At 63.1% G+C, this 18576-nt stretch carries 16 protein-coding genes; 4 read left to right on the top strand and 12 right to left on the bottom strand.

The genetic code is table 11. The features are described from left to right. Positions 1-7 precede the first annotated feature (7 nt). The 3 genes from modB to AC3IQ7_RS01200 are packed head-to-tail and all read left to right on the top strand — an operon-like array spanning position 8 to position 2200. Positions 8-679 (top strand): molybdate ABC transporter permease subunit, encoded by a 672-nt coding sequence (modB, locus tag AC3IQ7_RS01210; RefSeq protein ID WP_099377639.1) that lies wholly within the window; start codon positions 8-10, stop codon positions 677-679. Between the two features lie 17 nt (positions 680-696). Next, a complete protein-coding gene (locus AC3IQ7_RS01205) occupies positions 697-1398 on the top strand; it encodes a sulfate/molybdate ABC transporter ATP-binding protein (protein ID WP_489208136.1) in 702 nt (233 codons plus the stop codon). A gap of 34 nt (positions 1399-1432) precedes the next feature. Continuing rightward, entirely contained in the window at positions 1433-2200 is a 768-nt protein-coding gene (locus AC3IQ7_RS01200) for a TOBE domain-containing protein (protein ID WP_322429097.1), read from the top strand. A gap of 126 nt (positions 2201-2326) precedes the next feature. Here AC3IQ7_RS01200 and AC3IQ7_RS01195 read toward each other — a convergent pair whose 3' ends face one another. Further along, complete coding sequence (locus tag AC3IQ7_RS01195; protein ID WP_489208135.1) at positions 2327-5419, bottom strand: hybrid sensor histidine kinase/response regulator; 3093 nt, start codon at positions 5417-5419, stop codon at positions 2327-2329. Positions 5420-5668: 249 nt separating this feature from the next. Between AC3IQ7_RS01195 and fnr the strand changes: the two genes are divergently transcribed. Continuing rightward, entirely contained in the window at positions 5669-6427 is a 759-nt protein-coding gene (gene fnr / locus AC3IQ7_RS01190) for a fumarate/nitrate reduction transcriptional regulator Fnr (RefSeq protein WP_070257924.1), read from the top strand. Between the two features lie 3 nt (positions 6428-6430). Here fnr and AC3IQ7_RS01185 read toward each other — a convergent pair whose 3' ends face one another. From AC3IQ7_RS01185 to AC3IQ7_RS01135, 11 genes are all read right to left on the bottom strand, one after another. Continuing rightward, on the bottom strand, positions 6431-6955 hold the full coding sequence (locus tag AC3IQ7_RS01185) for a FixH family protein (RefSeq protein WP_322429051.1): 525 nt from the start codon (positions 6953-6955) through the stop codon (positions 6431-6433). Positions 6956-7057: 102 nt separating this feature from the next. After that, complete coding sequence (gene ccoG, locus AC3IQ7_RS01180) at positions 7058-8440, bottom strand: cytochrome c oxidase accessory protein CcoG (RefSeq protein WP_489208134.1); 1383 nt, start codon at positions 8438-8440, stop codon at positions 7058-7060. 2 nt (positions 8441-8442) lie between these two features. Next, positions 8443-9363 carry a cytochrome-c oxidase, cbb3-type subunit III gene (gene ccoP, locus AC3IQ7_RS01175; RefSeq protein WP_219309924.1) on the bottom strand — a complete coding sequence of 307 codons (921 nt, stop codon included), beginning with the start codon at positions 9361-9363 and terminating at the stop codon, positions 8443-8445. After that, positions 9356-9559 (bottom strand): cbb3-type cytochrome oxidase subunit 3, encoded by a 204-nt coding sequence (locus tag AC3IQ7_RS01170; protein ID WP_035823305.1) that lies wholly within the window; start codon positions 9557-9559, stop codon positions 9356-9358. The genes ccoP and AC3IQ7_RS01170 overlap by 8 nt, the downstream gene beginning before the upstream one ends. A gap of 1 nt (position 9560) precedes the next feature. Further along, positions 9561-10175, bottom strand: a complete 615-nt coding sequence (ccoO, locus tag AC3IQ7_RS01165; RefSeq protein ID WP_035823296.1) for a cytochrome-c oxidase, cbb3-type subunit II — start codon at positions 10173-10175, stop codon at positions 9561-9563. A gap of 15 nt (positions 10176-10190) precedes the next feature. Further along, the gene (gene ccoN, locus AC3IQ7_RS01160) at positions 10191-11618 is read right to left on the bottom strand and encodes a cytochrome-c oxidase, cbb3-type subunit I (RefSeq protein WP_035823294.1); all 1428 of its coding nucleotides are present in this window, start codon (positions 11616-11618) and stop codon (positions 10191-10193) included. A gap of 241 nt (positions 11619-11859) precedes the next feature. Beyond that, on the bottom strand, positions 11860-12039 hold the full coding sequence (gene ccoS, locus AC3IQ7_RS01155; RefSeq protein ID WP_322429047.1) for a cbb3-type cytochrome oxidase assembly protein CcoS: 180 nt from the start codon (positions 12037-12039) through the stop codon (positions 11860-11862). After that, positions 12039-14465 (bottom strand): heavy metal translocating P-type ATPase, encoded by a 2427-nt coding sequence (locus AC3IQ7_RS01150; RefSeq protein ID WP_489208133.1) that lies wholly within the window; start codon positions 14463-14465, stop codon positions 12039-12041. The genes ccoS and AC3IQ7_RS01150 overlap by 1 nt, the downstream gene beginning before the upstream one ends. Before the next feature lie 22 nt (positions 14466-14487). Further along, positions 14488-15258 carry a sulfite exporter TauE/SafE family protein gene (locus tag AC3IQ7_RS01145; protein ID WP_489208132.1) on the bottom strand — a complete coding sequence of 257 codons (771 nt, stop codon included), beginning with the start codon at positions 15256-15258 and terminating at the stop codon, positions 14488-14490. Between the two features lie 9 nt (positions 15259-15267). After that, complete coding sequence (gene hemN, locus AC3IQ7_RS01140; protein ID WP_099377630.1) at positions 15268-16716, bottom strand: oxygen-independent coproporphyrinogen III oxidase; 1449 nt, start codon at positions 16714-16716, stop codon at positions 15268-15270. A gap of 24 nt (positions 16717-16740) precedes the next feature. Then, positions 16741-18408 carry a methyl-accepting chemotaxis protein gene (locus tag AC3IQ7_RS01135; protein WP_099377629.1) on the bottom strand — a complete coding sequence of 556 codons (1668 nt, stop codon included), beginning with the start codon at positions 18406-18408 and terminating at the stop codon, positions 16741-16743. Between the last annotated feature and the right edge of the window lie 168 nt (positions 18409-18576).

The following is an 18576-nucleotide window of genomic DNA, read 5'->3' as shown; positions in this document are numbered from 1 at the left end:
CACCTGCATGGATATCGCCTGGACCGCGCTGGCCCTGTCGCTCAAGGTAGCGGCATGGGCCACGGCGCTCAATTTGTTGCTTGGCATCGGTACGGGCTACCTGCTGGCGCGCACGCGTTTTCCCGGGCGCGAACTGCTCGACGCCCTGTTGACCCTGCCGATGGTGATGCCGCCCACCGTGCTCGGCTATTACCTGCTGGTGCTGCTGGGCCGGCGCGGCACGCTGGGCATCTGGCTGCAGGATAACTTCGGCATCAACCTCATCTTTACGTGGCAGGGCGCCGTGATCGCCTCCACCGTGGTCGCCTTTCCCCTCGTCTTCAAGCCCGCCCGCGCCGCCTTCGAGGCCGTCGACGGCCAGCTGGAGCAGGCGGCCCGCGTGCTGGGCATTTCGGAAATGGCGATCTTTTTCCGCGTCACGTTACCGCTGGCCTGGCGCGGCATCCTCGCCGGCGTGCTGCTGGGTTTTGTACGCGCGCTGGGCGAGTTCGGCGCCACCCTGATGGTGGCCGGCAGCATCCCCGGCAAGACGCAGACCCTGTCGGTGGCCGTGTTTGAAGCCGTGCAGGCGGGTCAGGATGAAGTGGCCAATACGCTGGTCCTGATTATCTCTGTTGTCTGCATCGTGGTGCTGTTGTCGGCTGGCCGCCTGGCACCCGGGCGCATCGCGCACAAATGACGCCTATGATGATGCCTATGCAACTCGACCTTGACCTCCGCGCCACCTTGCGCTCCGGCAAACGCCGCTTCGACCTGCAGGTGCAATGCACCTCCAGCAGCCAGCGCATCGCCATGTATGGCCCGTCCGGCGCCGGCAAGAGCATGACCCTGAAAGCCATTGCCGGACTGTTTACACCGGATGCAGGACATATCCGCCTGAACGGGCGCACCCTGTTCGACTCCGCCGCCGGCATCAATTTGCCGCCGCAGCAGCGCAATGTCGCCTATCTGTTCCAGGATTACGCGCTGTTCCCGCACCTGACGGTGCGCCAGAACGTGGGCTTTGGCCTGAGCCGCGGCTGGTTCAATCCGCGCGCGCGCGAAAAATTGCAGAAGGTCGAGCATTGGCTGGACGCATTCCACTTGCAGGAACTGGCGCAGCAGTTCCCCGACGAGTTGTCCGGTGGCCAGCGCCAAAGGGTGGCGCTGGCGAGGGCGCTCGTGGCCGAGCCGGCTGCGCTGCTGCTCGACGAGCCGTTTGCCGCCCTCGATCCGGCCCTGCGTGTCAAAATGCGGCTGGAACTGAGCCAGTGGCAGCAGCGCCTGGACGTACCCATGATCCTGATCACACATGATCCGGAAGATGCGCGCATCCTGGGCGAGCATGTGCTGTACTTGCGCGACGGGCAGATCGATAACAGGGAAGAACACATGACATTGGGTGAACGCATTGGATAAATCAGCGGCCATTGGCCTGCAAGGCTCGGTATGGATGACGGTGGGCGGAGAAAACCTGGGCGGCGCCGGCCGGGTGGAATTGCTGGGTGCCATCGCCGAATGCGGCTCCATCACGCAGGCGGCCAAGCTTGTGAAGATGAGCTACAAGGCGGCCTGGGATGCCATCGACGCGATGAACAACCTGGCTGGCGAACCGCTGGTCGAGCGCCTGACGGGCGGCAAGGGCGGCGGCGGCACGCGGCTGACGCCACGGGGACGCCAGCTGGTCGACAATTTCCGCATCATCGAGCGCGAGCATGCCCGTTACCTGCGCCAGCTGGGCAGCCAGGCGGAAGGCATCGCCGACGACCTTTTACTCATACGGAGAATGGCCATGAAAACCACGGCACGCAATCAATTCCTGGGCAAGGTGGCCGAACTGAAACAGGGCGCCGTCAACGATGAAGTCACGCTGGAATTGCCGGGCGGCCAGCACATCGTGGCCATCGTCACGCAGGGCAGCAGCGCCAGCCTGGGCCTGGTGCCGGGCGCGGAAGCGTTCGCGCTGATCAAGGCTTCGTCGATCATCCTCGTGACGGACAGCCATGGCGCGCGCTTTTCCGCGCGCAACCAGCTGGCCGGGGTGGTGACGCGCGTGCAGACGGGCGCCGTCAACACGGAAGTGGTGCTGGACCTGCCGCGCGGCGGCACGATCGCCGCCATCATCACGAATCAAAGCAGCACCGATCTGGGCATCGAACCGGGCAGCAATGTGACGGCGATGTTCAAGGCGTCCAGCGTGATTCTGGGCGTGCCCGCATAAAACGCCAAAGCAAATCTACTGCGCGTCGCGATTTGCGGCCTGCGATGCTCACCGTGCTCTAGCACGGTTGCGCTTCTTAGGCACAACTCACTGCCGCTCGCTACGGTTTTCTTAGGCGTTTGGGTGCTAATCCTTCAGCCTGGACAACCAATCCGCTGCCGCCGCCAGCGCCAGTTCCAGTTCCTGCGCCGTGTGCGCCAGCAGCGCCGGCACCTCGTCCAGACGGCCCGCATCGATGGCTTCCTCGGTGGCGAAGGCGGCGCGGATCAGGCGTTTCGTGCCCAGGGTGCCGACGGAGCCGCGCACGCTGTGCAGGATGCGCGCCACGTCGCTGTGGCGGCCTGCCTGCAACGCTGTTTCGGCGTCGCGCACGGGTGTCATGCCCTTGTTCAGCGCGTCCTCCACCATGCGCCGCAGCACGCCGCGCCCCTTCGCATCGCGCCCCATCACGCGCATCAGCGGCGCCATGGAAAACACTTCCTCATCGTCGACGCGTGCCGGCTCGGCCGTCTGCACTTGCGGGCGCTTGGGCAGGTGGCGCAGGATGACTTCCATCATCTCTTCCACCACCACGGGCTTGGCGATGAAGTCGCTGATGCCGGCCGTCATGCAGCGCTCGCGCTCGGACGCCAGCACGCCGGCCGTCATGGCGATCACGGGCAGGTTCAGGCGCAGTTCCGTGCGGATGATGTGGGTGGCGCTGAAACCGTCCATGACGGGCATCTGCATGTCCATCAGCACGATGTCGTAGCGCAACGCTTCCGTGCGCAGCCGTTCCACGGCTTGCAAGCCGTCGCCCACCACGTCCAGGGTGGCGCCCATGTGTTCGAGGATGCCGCGCGCCACGGCCTGGTTCAAATGATTGTCTTCCACCAGCAGGAAATGCACGCCGGCCAGTTCCGTGCCCAGCGGCTGGTGCAGCATGCGTGGCTCGCCGCCGTCGTTCTTGGTAATCAGTGCCTGGTGCAGGGCATCGAACAGGCTGGAGCCCGTGATCGGCTTCATCAGCACAACGTCGGCCTCGGCCGCGCTGGAAATTTCCTCCAGGTGGTTGCGGGCGAAGGCGTTGACCATCACCACGATGGGCTGGCGCTGGCCGCTGGCCGCCTGGCGGATGGCCTTGGCTGTGGCCAGGCCGTCCATGACGGGCATGTGCCAGTCGGCCAGCACCACGTCGTATGGTTGCTGCTGCGCCAGGCGTTCGCGGTACAGTTCGATGGCGGCAAAGCCGGAGTCCACTTCGTCGGCCAGCCAGCCCCACGCCTCGATCAGCTTGACGATCAGTTCGCGCGTGGTGCGGTTGTCGTCGGCCACCAGCAGGCGCAGCTGGCCCAGCGCCGGCGTGCGCCGCGTTTCGGCCGGTTGCGCCAGCATCTCGAAGGGCACGCTGAACCAGAAACGGCTGCCCTTGCCTTCGCTGCTGGCGACGGCGATGTCGCCGCCCATCATGTGGATCAGCTGCTTGCTGATGGCCAGGCCCAGGCCCGTGCCGCCGAAGCGCCGCGTGATGCTCTGGTCGCCCTGGGAAAACGCGGAAAACAGCTGTTGTTGCTGCAGTTCCGTCATGCCGATGCCCGTGTCGCGCACTTCGAAGCGCAGCCAGGCGCGGCCGCTCTCGCTCTTGCTCTCGCTCTTGCTCTCGGCCAGGCTGACGGCCACCACCACTTCGCCGCTCTCCGTGAACTTGATGGCGTTGCCGGCGAGGTTGACGAGGATTTGCTGCAGGCGCTGAGCGTCGCCGACGAGGCGCCGCGGTACGTCGGGTTCGACGGCGATGGCCAGTTCCAGTTCCTTTTCGCCCGCATTCATCGTCATCGTCGTGGCCAGGGTATTCATGACTTCGTCGAGGTCGAATTCGACAGGCGACAATTCCATGCGGCGCGCCTCGATCTTCGAATAGTCGAGCACGTCGTTGAGGATACCCAGCAGCGACTGGCCCGCCACGCGCACCATGGTCAGATACTTGCGCTGTTCCGTGTCGAGCCTGGTATTGCCCAGCAAATACACCATGCCCAGCACGGCATTGAGGGGCGTGCGGATTTCATGGCTCATGTTGGCCACGAAATCGCTCTTCGCGCGGTTGGCCGCTTCGGCGCGGTCGCGTTCCTGTTCCAGCTCCGCCGCGCGCGCTTCGAGTTCCTGCTGCAGGCGGTCGCGTTCGCTCATCAGGCCGTTGAACGCTTCCGTCAGTTCGCCGATCTCGTCGCGCTGCCGTACCGGCACGGGGGTGAAGCGGCTGCCGCTGGTGCGCAGGGCCAGCAAGGTGTTGCGCAGGCGCACCAGCGGCGACAGCAGGCGCACGGTGACCCAGCCCAGAACGGCAGCGGCCAGCAGCGAAGCGAGGATGCTCCACAGCACCAGCCGGTACAGCACGCCATCGAACGGTTCGAAGGCATCCTCGACGGGCAGCGAGGCGGCCAGCAGCCAGTTCACGGATTTCAGGCGCTTGAAGCTGTTGACGGCCGTGATGCCCCGGCTGTTGGTGCTGACCATGCTGCCTTCGCCATCTTCCTTCAGCAACTGGGTCGTCGTCAGGTTGGCGTTCGGCTTGCGCGGTTGCAGCAAGCGGCTCGTATCGGGGTGCAGCACATAGCGCGGCACGGCGCCGCGCGTGAGGATGAAATAATAGCCGCTCTTGCCGATCTTTTCCGAGCGCAGGCGGCCCAGCAGGTTGTCCTTGTACAGGCGCAGCACGCCGATCACCACGCCGGCCACCCGGCCATCGGCGGCCAGCACGGGCGCCACCATCTGCACGATGGGCATGCCGCTCGATTTACCAAGCATCGGTTCGGTGATCATGGGCTGGCGCGTGCGCAGGACGGTCTGGAAATACTCGCGCTCGGCAACGTTGATGCCGGCGCGCCCCGCCACTTCCGGCATGTCGGCCACGATGGCGCCCTGCGCGTCGAGCACCAGCACGTCATCGAACAGCACCAGCATCGAGCGGCGCGAATAGTATTCGCGCAATTGGACGGGCCGGGCGATCAATTCCGGCGGCTGTTGCCGGGCCGTCAGGGTGACGATCTGCAGCAGCATGCCCAGCTTGTCGTCGAGCTCGGCAGCGGTGCGGGTGATCAGGGACGATTGCTGGCTCAGCAGTACTCGGGTGAAGTCGTCGCGCATGTGCTGCACCTGGATCATGGTGACCAGCGCGATCATGGCGATCGAGGTCAGGCTGGTGGCCAGCGCGACTTTTGCTTTGATGCCGAGAGGCTTCATGATTTCCTTTTCAGTACCGGGCGGCACAGGCGGCAGATAATGCTGTCAGGAATTTTCCTATCAATACACCAGCTTGGCAAGCGCCACCGCGCAAATTGCCCGCCCCGTACGGGCTTTTGACGATGTTGCCATATAATTAAAGGCTGGACGTCGTTTATTCGCCGAAATTACGGTGAAATTGGCATACGGCAACCCTGTATGCAGCTGTATGCAGTAAACTTGTTGTTGCATTTTCTAAAAGGTACCGACATGACTGAAGCGCTACTCACTCCCACCTTGCCCACCGTGAACGTGGAGGCGTTGCGTGCGCGATGCTCGACCTGCAGCATGCATCAATTGTGCCTGCCGATGGGCCTCGATGTGGGCGACATGGACAGGCTGGACCAGATCATCGGCCGCCGCCGCAAGATCGTGCGCGGCGCCTCGCTGTTCCGCATCGGTGACTCGTTCCAGAACCTGTATGCGATCCGCCTGGGGCACTTCAAGACGTACCAGATCAATCCCGGTGGCGAAGAGCAGGTGACGGGTTTTCAGATGGCGGGCGAACTGCTGGGCATGGATGCCATCAGCGCCGACCGCCACCACTGTAATGCAGTGGCGCTGGAAGACAGCGAAGTGTGTGAAATCCCGTTTTCCAGCCTGGAACAATTGCTGGGCAATATGCCGACCCTGCTGCGCCATTTCCACCGCATGATGAGCCAGGAAATCACGCGCGAGCAAAGCGTGATGCTGTTGCTGGGCAATATGCAGGCGACGCAGCGGTTTGCCGCCTTCATCGTCAACCTGGCGTCGCGCTATGAAGCGCGCGGCTATTCGGGCAGCAATTTCCAGCTGCGCATGTCGCGCGAGGAAATCGGCAACTACCTGGGCCTGACCATCGAGAGCGTCAGCCGCCTGCTATCCAAATTCAAGAAGGAAGGCTGGCTGCGCGTGTCGAACCGCGAGATCGAGATATTGCAGCCGGCCAAGCTGAAGGCCATTACGGCCGGAACCGACATCTGCAAATAAGGCTTACAGCTCTTCGTCCGCATGCAGCGCGATGCTGCGTTGCAGCGGCCAGGTCCAGATGCCGGACAGGCGCCACTCGCGTTTGTCGTTTTCCACCAGCACTTGCCAGCGGCTGCGCTCGAGCATCGGCAGCGCCACGGAAAAATTGCCGGCCGCATCGGGCTGCACCAGCACCTTGATATCCTTTTCCGGCAGGGTCGCATGCGCCAGGTGCAGCTGCAGCGGACCCTGGTAAGCCTTGCCGAAGCTGTGCACGGAACCGGTCAGGCGTGCTTGCGCCACGTCATACGACAGGCTCGTATCCATGGCCAGGTCGCTGGCGATCGTGTCGCGCTTCAAATCCTGGTTGATCGCCTTGCCCTGCTTGTAATAATCGCCCACCACCAGCGCATCGGGCTGCGTAAACGCGATATAGCCCATGAAGCTGCCGACGACCACGGACAGGCCGGGGCCGATCATCAGCAGCCATGGCCAGCGATGCTTGTACCACGGTGCAACGGGGGCTTGCAGTTTCAGACTGTCGGACATGATATTTCTCCTGTTTAATCAGCCAGTCCCCGCATGGGGACCGGCCTTCCTGCAACTTCGTGGCGGCGGCGAGGGCACCCGGTCCCCGTCCGCCTTTCCTTGTTAACGTGGCACGATGAATACCGCGCTTTCACGCACATGCAGCGACGGGTCGTCCAGCGAGTGCAATTCGATCGCAATCTTGTTCGAACCCTTCTCTCCCACGCCGTGCGGCACGCGCAGACGGATCGGCCAACCCAGCGTTTCCGTCGGCTGCAAGGTCACTTCTTCGCGCGTCAGCAAGGTCAGGCCCGGCAAGCCGGAAGCGCTGATCTTGAAATGCTGGGTTTGCTCCGACGTGTTCATGATCTGCAGACGGTAGACGTTTTCAATCATGCCGTCTTCCACTTCGCGTCCCATCGAACCGCGGTCGCGGATCACGTCCATTTTCAGGGGCGTGCGCAGGGCCAGCGACGTACATACGGCGATGATGATCAGGGCCAGGATGGAAGTGTAGATCAGGACGCGCGGGCGCATGGCGCGCTGGCGTATCTGCTTCGAATTGAAGTTGTTTTCCATCGCATGGTCGGTACTGTAGCGTACCAGTCCCCGTGGCCGGTCAACCTTGTCCATCACGCTGTTGCAGGCATCGACGCAAGCGGCGCAACCGATGCATTCATACTGCAGGCCGTTGCGGATATCGATACCGGTCGGACACACCTGCACGCACAGGGTACAGTCGATGCAATCGCCCAGCTTGTCGTTGTTGCCGGCCTTCTTGCTCATGGCGCCGCGTGGTTCGCCGCGCTTGGCATCATAGGTGATGATCAGGGTGTCCTGGTCGAACATGGCGCTCTGGAAGCGCGCGTAGGGGCACATGTATTTGCACACCTGCTCGCGCAGCCAGCCCGCGTTGCCGTAGGTTGCCAGGCTGTAGAACAAGACCCAGAACCATTCCCAGGGACCGAAGTTCAGGGTGGTCACCGACTGCGCCAGTTCCTTGATCGGCGTGAAGTAGCCGACAAAGGTAAAGCCCGTCCACAGGGCGATGGCGCCCCATGTCAGGTGCTTGGCCGTCTTCTTGAACGCCTTGCGCACGGAGGGGCCCTGCTTGTCGAGGGCCATGCGCGCGCTGCGCGTGCCCTCGATGTGGCGTTCGACCCACAGGAAAATTTCCGTGTATACCGTTTGCGGGCAAGAGAACCCGCACCACACCCGCCCGGCAATGGCCGTGACGAGGAACAACAAATACGCACAGATGATCAGCAGGGCCGCCAGATAGATGAAATCCTGGGGCCACAGCACGACGCCGAAAATGTAGAACTTGCGCGTGGTCAAATCGAACAGCAGGGCTTGCCTGCCATTCCAGGTCAACCACGGCAAGCCGTAGAACGCCAGCTGGGTAAGCCATACGCATACCCATCGCCAGGTAGCGTAGCGTCCTTTGGCCTCGCGAGGGTAGATCTGCTCGCGGGCCGCATACATCTTGATGACTTGAGGTTCCATTTTTACTTGGCGGGTGCCTGCGGATTCGACAGGCTCCAGACATACGCCGACAGCACGTGTACCTTGGATTCGCCGAGGAAATCGCTGAAGGCCGGCATGGTGTTGCTGCGTCCCTTGCGTACGGTTTCCATGATGGTGTCGGCGCTGCCGCCGTACAGCCAGGTCTTGTCCGTCAGGTTCGGCGCGCCGAGCATCTGGTTACCCTTGGCATCGGCACCATGACAGGCCATGCAGGCGCCAAACTTGGCCTTGCCCAGCACCGACTTGACGGGATCCGAGGTCGAACCGGACAGGCTCAGCACATAATGGGCCACGTTCTCGACATCCTTTTCGGAGCCCAGGGCGGCGCCCATCGGTGGCATCTGCCCATTGCGGCCGTGCAGGATGGTGGTCTTGATGATGTCGGGTTCGCCGCCATACAGCCAGTCCTTGTCCGTCAGGTTGGGGAAGCCCTTGTTGCCGCGCGCATCCGAACCGTGGCATTGCGCGCAGTAGGTCAGGAACAAACGCTGGCCGATGGCTTGCGCCTGCGGATCGGCGGCCACCGTCTTCAAGTCCTGGCTCAGGTACTTGTTGAACAGGGGACCGTAGTCGGCTTCCGCCTTCTTCAGCTCTTCCTCGTACTGGCCCGTCGATTTCCAGCCCAGGCTGCCGGCATAGGTGCCCAGGCCTGGATACAGGAACAGGTAGGCCAGGGCGAAGACGATGGTGATGTAGAACAACCACATCCACCAGCGCGGCATCGGCGTGTTGAGTTCCTTCAAGTCCTCGTCCCAGACGTGGCCCGTGGTGCCGTCGGCAGGGGCGCCCTCGACCACTTTGATTTTCGACTGCGAGTACAGCAGCACGCCGCAGCCGATGATGCCCAGCAGGGACAGCACGACGATGTAGATATTCCAGAAGCCATTGGTAAAGTCAGCCATGGTGATGCTCCTTCGCCAGGTTCATCTCGGCCTCGGCCGGATAGTCGAGCGCGTCATCGGCGAACGGCAGGCGTGCCGCCGCGTCGAAGTCGCTGTTGCTGCGGCTGAACGTCCACCACAGGATGCCCACGAACGTCGTAAAGGAAACCACCGTCATGACGCTGCTGGCGCTGTCAAACAGGTTTTCGATTGCCATGCTAATTCCTTGTTTTGATTAATGTACCGAGGCCTTGCAGATAGGCGACCAGGGCGTCTTCTTCCGTCTTGTCCTGCAGCTGCGCGGGGCCGGCGGCGATCTCTTCATCGCTGTACGGCTGGCCCAGGCGTTTCAGGGCGCGCATCTTCGGCATGATTTCGTCAGGCACCAGCTTGGTCTTCGCCAGCCAGGGGTAGGACGGCATGTTCGACTCGGGCACCACGTCGCGCGGGTTGTTCAAGTGCGTGCGGTGCCATTCGTCGCTGTAGCGCGCGCCCACGCGGGCCAGGTCGGGCCCCGTGCGCTTGGAACCCCACTGGAACGGATGGTCGTAGACGAATTCGCCAGCGACCGAATAGTGGCCATAGCGTTCCGTTTCCGCGCGCAGCGGACGCACCATCTGCGAGTGGCAGTTGTAGCAGCCTTCGCGCACGTAAATGTCGCGGCCCGCCAGGCGCAGCGGCGAATACGGCTTCAGGCCGGCGACCGGCTCCGTCGTGCTCTTCTGGAAGAACAGGGGAACGATCTCGACGGCGCCGCCGATGCTGATCACTACCGTGACCAGGGCGATCAGCAGCCAGGGGTTTCTCTCAATCCATGCATGTGAAAATTTCATTTGCTTATGCTCCTATCAGGCGTGCGCCGCGTTCAGTTCCGGAATGCGGGCGACGGGGAGTTTGCTGCCGCGCAAGGTCATCCAGGTGTTGTAGCCCATGATGCACATACCCGACAGGTACAGCAGGCCACCGGCCACGCGCACCACGTAGTACGGATACGTCGCTTTCACGCTCTCGACAAAGGTGTAGGTCAGGGTGCCGTCCGGATTGACCGCGCGCCACATCAGACCCTGCATCACGCCGGCGATCCACATGGCGGCGATGTACAGCACGATGCCGATGGTGGCCACCCAGAAGTGCACGTCGACCAGGCGCGTGCTGTGCATCTGCGTGCGGCCCGCCAGGCGTGGCAGCAGATAGTAGATCGAACCCATGGTGATGAAGCCCACCCAGCCCAGAGCGCCCGCATGCACGTGGGCAACGGTCCAGTCGGTGTAGTGCGACAGCGAGTTGATGGTCTTGATCGACATCATCGGACCTTCGAAGGTGGCGATGCCGTAGAACGACAGCGAGACGATCATGAATTTCAGGATCGGATCGGTGCGCAGCTTGTGCCAGGCGCCCGACAGGGTCATGATGCCGTTGATCATGCCGCCCCAGCTTGGTGCCAGCAGGACCAGCGAGAAGACCATGCCGATCGATTGCGTCCAGTCAGGCAATGCCGTGTAGTGCAGGTGATGCGGGCCCGCCCACATGTAGGTGAAGATCAGCGCCCAGAAGTGGACGATCGACAAACGGTACGAGTACACGGGGCGCTCGGCCTGTTTCGGGATGAAGTAGTAAACCATGCCCAGGTAGCCGGCGGTCAGGATGAAACCCACCGCATTATGGCCGTACCACCACTGGATCATGGCGTCCTGCACGCCCGCATACGCGGAATACGACTTGGTGAACGAGGCTGGCATGACGGCGCCATTGACCACGTGCAAAATCGTCACGGCCAGGATGTAGGCACCGAAGAACCAGTTGGCCACGTAGATGTGTTTTACCTTGCGCTTGATCAGGGTGCCGAAGAACACGATGGCGTAGGCGATCCAGACGATGGCGATGAGGATGGCGATAGGCCATTCCAGTTCCGCGTATTCCTTGCCGCGTGTCATGCCCATGGGCAGGGTGACGACGGCGCACAGGATCACCGCTTGCCAGCCCCAGAAGGTGAAGGCGGCCAGTTTGTCGGAAAACAGGCGCACCTGGCAGGTGCGTTGGACAACGTAGTACGAGGTAGCGAACAGGCCGCAGATGCCGAAGGCGAAAATCACCGCATTCGTGTGCAGCGGACGCAAGCGTCCGTATGTCAGCCATGGTATATCGAGGTTCAGGGCAGGCCAGGCCAGCTGAGCGGCGATGATAACGCCAACCAGCATGCCGATGATGCCCCATACCACAGTAGCGACCGCGAATTGCTTCACGATCTTGTAGTTATAGTTCAGCGATTGATCCACAAAGACTCTCCCTGGAATTACTATTTATGATGGTGGCCAGAGAGTAAGTGTTTGACCGCGAAAAAACTTTGATGTGGATCAAAATTCCCCGGATGAAATAAGCGTAGCGAACTGGCATCGAAATAAAGTGATATCTCGATCAAATTCCCGTCAAAAAAGCCATGCAAGATCCCTGCAATCAGGAGGGATGAGGGGCAGACGCGCCGGCATGGCGTGCGGGACGCCAGCCGGGCTGGTGGGGTCAGGGATGCGGTTCGCCGGGCGTCGGCGGCTTGGCCATCGTATCGTCGTCCTGCAACACGCGCAGGCCCGGTCCGACGAGGTCGTCGAACTGGCCGCTGTCGGACGCCGTGAAATACACCCACAGGGCGATGAAGACGACCACGACGCTCAAGGGGATCAGGAGGTAAAGAGCTTCCATTAGACTTTCCGCAGGCGCAGGGCGTTGGCGATGACGACGGCCGAGCTGGCAGCCATGCCGACGCCGGACAGCCAGGGGTTCAAAAAACCCAGCGCGGCGGCCGGGATGGCCGTCAGATTGTACAGGGTTGCCCAAGCGAGGTTTTCGCGGATGATGCGCATGCTGCGCGCCGCCGTTTTCGCCGTGTCGAGCACGGAAACCAGTTGGCTTGACAGCAGCACCGTGTCCGCATGGGCCTGCGCCAGCGCGGCGCCGGAACCCATGGCGAAGGACACGTCGGCGCCGCTCAGCACGGCGGCGTCGTTGATGCCGTCGCCCACCATCGCCACCACGGCGCCCGTGGCCTGCAGTTGCTGCACGAAATCGAGCTTTTCATCGGGCAGGCATTCGCCGCAGGCCGTGTTGATGCCCAGTTCCGTCGCCACGCTTTGCGTCAGCGCTTCCTGGTCGCCACTGAGCAGCACGACTTGCTTGCCGCGCCGGTGGAAATACGCGACCACTTCGCGCGCTTCCGGGCGCAGTGCGTCACTGAGCAGGAAGCGCGTCAGCCAGCGCCCCTGCGTGCCCAGGTACAGCGGCGTCATGCCCTGCATGCCGACGGCCGTATCGCCCAGCGGCGGGCCGGCGATGGCGGCGACAAAGGCCGCATTGCCCAGGCGGTAGCGCACACCATCGACGCTGCCTTCGAGGCCCTGGCCCTGTACTTCCTGCAACTGTTCCGCGTGCGTGCGTGGCTGTTCCTTGGCTGCTGCCAGTATCGCCTGCGCCAGCGGATGGGCGCTGCCCGCTTCCAGCGCGGCGGCCACCTGCAGGCACGCGTCCTCGCCCATGCTGCCGAGTCCCTCGATTTGCCGCAGCACGGGCCGGCCCAGGGTCAGGGTGCCCGTCTTGTCGAAGACGATGTGGGTGGCGCGGTGCAAGGTTTCCAGTACGTGTGGCTGGACGATCAGCACGCCGCGCCGCAACAGGCTGTCGGTGGCGGCCGCCAGCGCCGTCGGTGTGGCCAGAGAAAGCGCACACGGGCACGACACGACCAGCACGGCAATGGCCACGGGCCAGGCTTGGGCTGGGTCATGCCAGCTCCAGAAGGCGAACACGGCGATGGCAAACAGCAGCAGGCCCAGCACGAACCAGGCGGCGACCTTGTCGGCCCACTGCGCGATCTGCGGCTTGCCGCTGCCGGCCCGCTCGATCAGTTTCAATAAATCGGACAGGGTGCTTTCGCGCGCCGGTTTCAATACGCGCAAGATGAGCGCCGCACTGGCGTTGATCGCCCCGCCCGGCACCTGTTCGCCCATTTTCCTGCGCTGCGCCGCGCTTTCGCCCGTCAGCAGCGACAGGTCCAGCGCACTGCTCCCCTCGACGATGACGCTGTCGGCGGCGATCGCCTCGCCCGGTTTCACCAGGATGATGTCACCGACGGCCAGGCTGCCGGCCGGCACCAGGGTGGTGGCGCGGTGGTCCGGGAAGCCCGCCATCAGCGAGGCCGAGGCGGGCAAGGCGTGCTGCAGGCGCTCAAGGGCCGAGGCGGCCTTGCGTCGCGCCTGCAGCTCGAAATAGCGGCTGCACAGCAGCAGGAAGATAAACATCGTGGCCGAGTCGTAATACACCTCGCCGCGGCCCGTAAAGGTCGCCACCACGCTACCGAAGAAGGCTGCCAGGATGCCCAGCGCCACGGGCACGTCCATGCCCAGGGTGTGCGCGCGCAAGCTGGCCCAGGCGCCCTGGAAAAACGGCATGGCGGAGTAGCAGATGGCGGGCAAGGTGAGCAGCAAACTGGCCCAGCGCATCAGGCTGGCCATATTGTCATCCAGGGTGCCATCCTCGGCCAGGTAGGCGGGCGCCACGTACATCATGACCTGCATCATCGACAGACCGGCCACGAACAGCTGGCGGCCCAGGGTCTTGCTGGCCTTTTGCAGGCGCTCGCCATGGCGCACGGCATCATACGGATAGGCCGTGTAGCCGACTTGCCGCACGGCTTGCAGGATGTCGCCCGGTTCGCATTCGGCGCGGCTCCAGCGCACGTACAGGCGCTCCGTGGCGACGTTCAGGCTGGCCGCCTGTACGCCGGGCAGACGCGTCAGCTGGCGCTCGATCAGCCAGACGCAAGCGGCGCAGCGGATGCCTTCGACGGACAGGGTCGCTTCGCAGCTGCTGGCGTCGCGCGCGAATTGCGCGTCATCATTGCTGTACAGGCGCAGCTCGGGCGGCACCATGGTCGCATCAGCCGCGTTGACGGCATATTCGTCGCGGTCGCGGTAGTACGCGCTCTGGCCGATGTCGACGATGGTTTGCGCCACAGCTTCGCAGCCGGGGCAGCACATGGCGCGCGGCACGTCGTCGATGGTGACGTTCCAGCTGGAACCGCTCGGGACGGGCAAGCCGCAATGGAAGCAGGCGGAGGGTTGTAAAACAGCATTCATAGGTTTGTTTTCATGCGTCTTTTCATGGATGGCCCGTGACGCACAGGGCGTCGAGCCAGCCCAGCGACACGCCATGCGCGGCGCGCAGCAGGCCCAGCAGGCCAAAGCCCAGCACCAGCAAGCCGCTGGCGATGCGCACGGGACGGCGCTGCATCTGCGCGCGCAGCCGCGTACCCAGCAAGCCCATGCCCAGCAGGGTGGGCAGGGTGCCCAGGCCGAAGGCGGCCATCGTGGCCGCGCCGTTCAGCGCCGAGCCTTGCAGCATGGCCATCAGCAGCGCGCTGTAGACCATGCCGCACGGCACCCAGCCCCACAGCCCGCCCACGGCCAGCGCTTTTAACGGCGTATCCATCGGCATCAGCGGTTTCAACAGGGGCCGCACGCGGCGCCAGACGACGTTGCCGGCCGCTTCCAGATGCGCCAGGCCGCGCCAGGCATCCATCAGGTACAGGCCCAGGGCGACGAGCATCAGGTTGGCCAGCCAGTAGCCGGCCACTTGCAGTGACGCCAGGTGCAGCATGCCCGCGCCCGCCAGGCTGCCGGCCATGGCGCCGGCCAGCATGTAGCTGAGTATGCGCCCGCCGTTGTAGGCCAGCACGCGCAGCACATTCGTCTGCAAGCTTGTCTGCAATGCCGGGCGCGCCACGGCGATGGCGATCACGGGACGCGTGGGCGCCGCCGCTGCGCCGCCGCCCAGCGACAGGGCGCCGACGATGCCGCCGCACATGCCGATGCAGTGCACGCTGCCGGCCAGACCGACCAGGAACATGGGCACGAGGCTGAGGGCATTCATCGCGCTGCGCTACACCGTTTTCGAGTAGCGCAGCGGCTGCACCGCGTCCGGCGCCGTGTTGGCGCGCGCCAGGGTCAGGTAGCGGTCGAAGACCATGCAGATATTGCGGATCAACAAGCGCCCTTTCGGCGTCACCGTCAGCCAGTCTTCCTCGATGACGAGCAAACCGTCGCGCGCCAGTTCGCGCAGCTTGTCCAGTTCGGCGGCGAAATAGCTGCGGAATTTCACGGGGTGCGCTTGCTCGATGGTGGCGATCGACAATTCGAAATTGCACATCAGCATCTGGATGATGATACGGCGCAATAAATCGTCCGTATCGAGCTTGATGCCGCGCGCGATCGGCAGCACGCCTTCGTCGAGTTTTTCGTAGTATGCGTCCAGCGTCTTTTCATTCTGGCTGTAGACGGCGCCGACGGAACTGATGGCCGATACGCCGCAGGCGATCAGGTCCGCTTCCGCGCGCGTCGAATAGCCCTGGAAGTTGCGGTGCAAGCGTCCCTGGCGCTGCGCCACGGCCAGGTCGTCCGTCGGCTTGGCGAAATGGTCCATGCCGATGTAGACATAGCCGGCGGCCGTCAGGCGCGCGATGCACAGGCCCAGCATGGCCAGCTTGGTGGCGCTGTCGGGCATGTCGGCGTCGAGGATGCGGCGCTGCGGCTTGAACAAATGCGGCATGTGCGCGTAGTGGTACAGGGCGATGCGGTCGGGGCTGGCGTTGATCACCTTGCGCAGGGTTTCCGTCATCGTTTCCAGGTTCTGTTTCGGCAAGCCATAGATCAGGTCGATGCTGATCGAGCGGAAACCCGCGTCGCGCGCCGCCTGCATGATGGCCACCGTTTCCGCTTCCGGCTGGATGCGGTTGACGGCCTTTTGCACGTCGGCATCGAAATCCTGCACGCCCAGGCTGATGCGATTAAAACCTTGCGCGCGCAGCGAAAACACGCGCTCGCGCGAGACGGTGCGCGGGTCGATCTCGATCGAATATTCGCCGTCTTCATCGGAAGCAAACTCGAAATGCTGGCGCAAATGCGCCATCAGTTCATCCATCTGCTTTTCGCTCAGGTAAGTCGGTGTGCCGCCGCCGAAGTGCAATTGCTCGATTTGGTTCATGCCGGCAAACAGCTTGCCCTGCATGGCGATTTCCTGTTTTAAATAGCTGAGATAGGTGGCCGCCTTGCTGCGGTCTTTCGTGATGATCTTGTTGCAGGCGCAGTAGTAGCACAGGGTGTCGCAGAACGGCACGTGCACGTACAGCGACAGCGGACGGCGGCCGCCGCGCATGCGCAGGGCGGCCAGCGCTTCGAGGAAGTTGCCGTAGCCAAATTCCGCATTGAAACGGTCGGCGGTCGGGTAGGACGTGTAGCGGGGGCCGGACTGGCTCATCTTGCCGATGATGACCGGGTCGAATTCGACGACGGCGTCCAGGTCGGCGGAAGCACTGCTGAGTAGTGTAGGCATGATGTGTGTAAAGTCTTGAAAGGTTTAGGCGGCCAGGCGTTTCATGGCGGGTTTGCCGGCGTTCGCGGCGCCTGCAGCGCCCGACTTGCCGCCAGGCATGGCGACGCGGCGCGGTGGCGGCATCTTGCCGAAATTGAACAGGCTTACGGCTTGCGACAGGCTGGCAGCTTCTTCCGCCAGGCGCGTGGCGGCCGCGGCGGCTTCTTCCACCAGGGCCGCGTTCTGCTGCGTCACCTGGTCCATGTGGGCGATGGCCTGGTTGACCTGGTCGACGCCGATGCTCTGTTCGCGCGAAGCGATGGAAATTTCCTGCATGATGGCCGTCACCTGCTTGACGGAGCTGACCACCTGCTCCATGGTGGCGCCGGCGCGGTTCACCTGCAGCATGCCGGCGCCCACTTTGCCGACGGAAATTTCAATGAGTTGCTTGATATCCTTGGCTGCCACGGACGAGCGCTGCGCCAGGTTGCGCACTTCGCCTGCCACGACGGCGAAGCCCCTGCCCTGCTCGCCGGCGCGCGCCGCTTCCACGGCCGCATTCAGGGCCAGGATGTTGGTCTGGAAGGCGATGCCTTCGATCAAGGCGATGATGTCGACGATTTTCTTCGACGAGGTGTTGATCTCGTCCATGGTGGTGATCACTTCGGCAACGATCTCGCCGCCCTGCACGGCCACTTTCGAGGCGGCCACGGCCAGTTCATTTGCTTGCACCGAGTTGTCCGCATTCTGTTTCACGGTCGACGAGAATTCCTCGATGCTCGAGGCCGTCTCTTCCAGGCTGGCGGCCTGCGATTCCGTGCGGCCCGACAGGTCCATATTGCCGACGGCGATTTGCTTGGTGGCCACGGCCATGGTTTCCACGTTGATGCGCACGTCGCGGATGGTGGCGATCAGGTTGCTGTTCATCTGTTGCAGCGCGCGCAGCAATTGCCCCACTTCATCCGTGCTTTCCGTTTCAAAACTGCCCGACAGGTCGCCGGCGGCGATGGCGCGTGCGCCGTTCAGGGCCTTGCCCAGCGGCTTGAGCACGGACATGCGCAAGGTGTACCAGAGGAAAACGTTGATCAGGAAGCCGAACAGGGTGGCGCCGAAGATGGCGTAATTGGTGATCTTGCCGCCGCTGGCGAACAGGCTGATGACGCACACCAGCAATTGCAAACAGTTGACGATGGAGGTGGCGGCCCAGATGCGCAGGTTGAGCGACATGTGCGTCAGGTTATGCAGCAGGTGTGCCAGACCAGGGCGCACGATTTGCCCGTTCTTGATGACGATGTTGCCGCCTTCCTTGTTGCGGATGGCCGCATAGGCTTCTTCGGCTGCCTTGACCTGGTCCTTGTCCGCTTTCACGCGCACGGACATGTAGCCGATGGTCTTGCCCGCTTCGCGGATGGGCGTGACGTTGGCGCGCACCCAGTAAAAATCGCCGTTCTTGCAGCGGTTCTTGACCAGGCCCGTCCATGGCGTGCCGGCCTGGATCGAGGTCCACAGGTCGGCAAACGCTTCGGCCGGCATGTCCGGGTGGCGCACGATGTTCTGGGGCGAACCGAGCAGCTCGGCCTCGCTGAAGCCGCTGACCTGGCTGAAGTAGGGGTTCACATAGACGATATTGCCGTTCATATCCGTTTTCGACACGATGGCCTGATCGTCCAGGACGAGGACTTCACGGTTAGTCACTGGCAAATTTTGTCGCATGGTCGCGGCTTCCTGATCAGTTAAATAGGCAATTGGTGAGTAAGACTTGCACGATTGCAAGAATGGAGATCAGTGTAAGGAGTCGCCTGCGCAAATTTATTGATGTAGATCAAAATCCTCAAGATTGGTCGTGCTTGCACGCATTTAGCGATAGCAATGCGGCATTGC

This window comes from Janthinobacterium sp. GL_088, assembly GCF_057837845.1.
The sequence above is the reverse complement of the archived record's forward strand: the minus strand, read 5'-3'. Positions and strand labels throughout refer to the sequence as shown.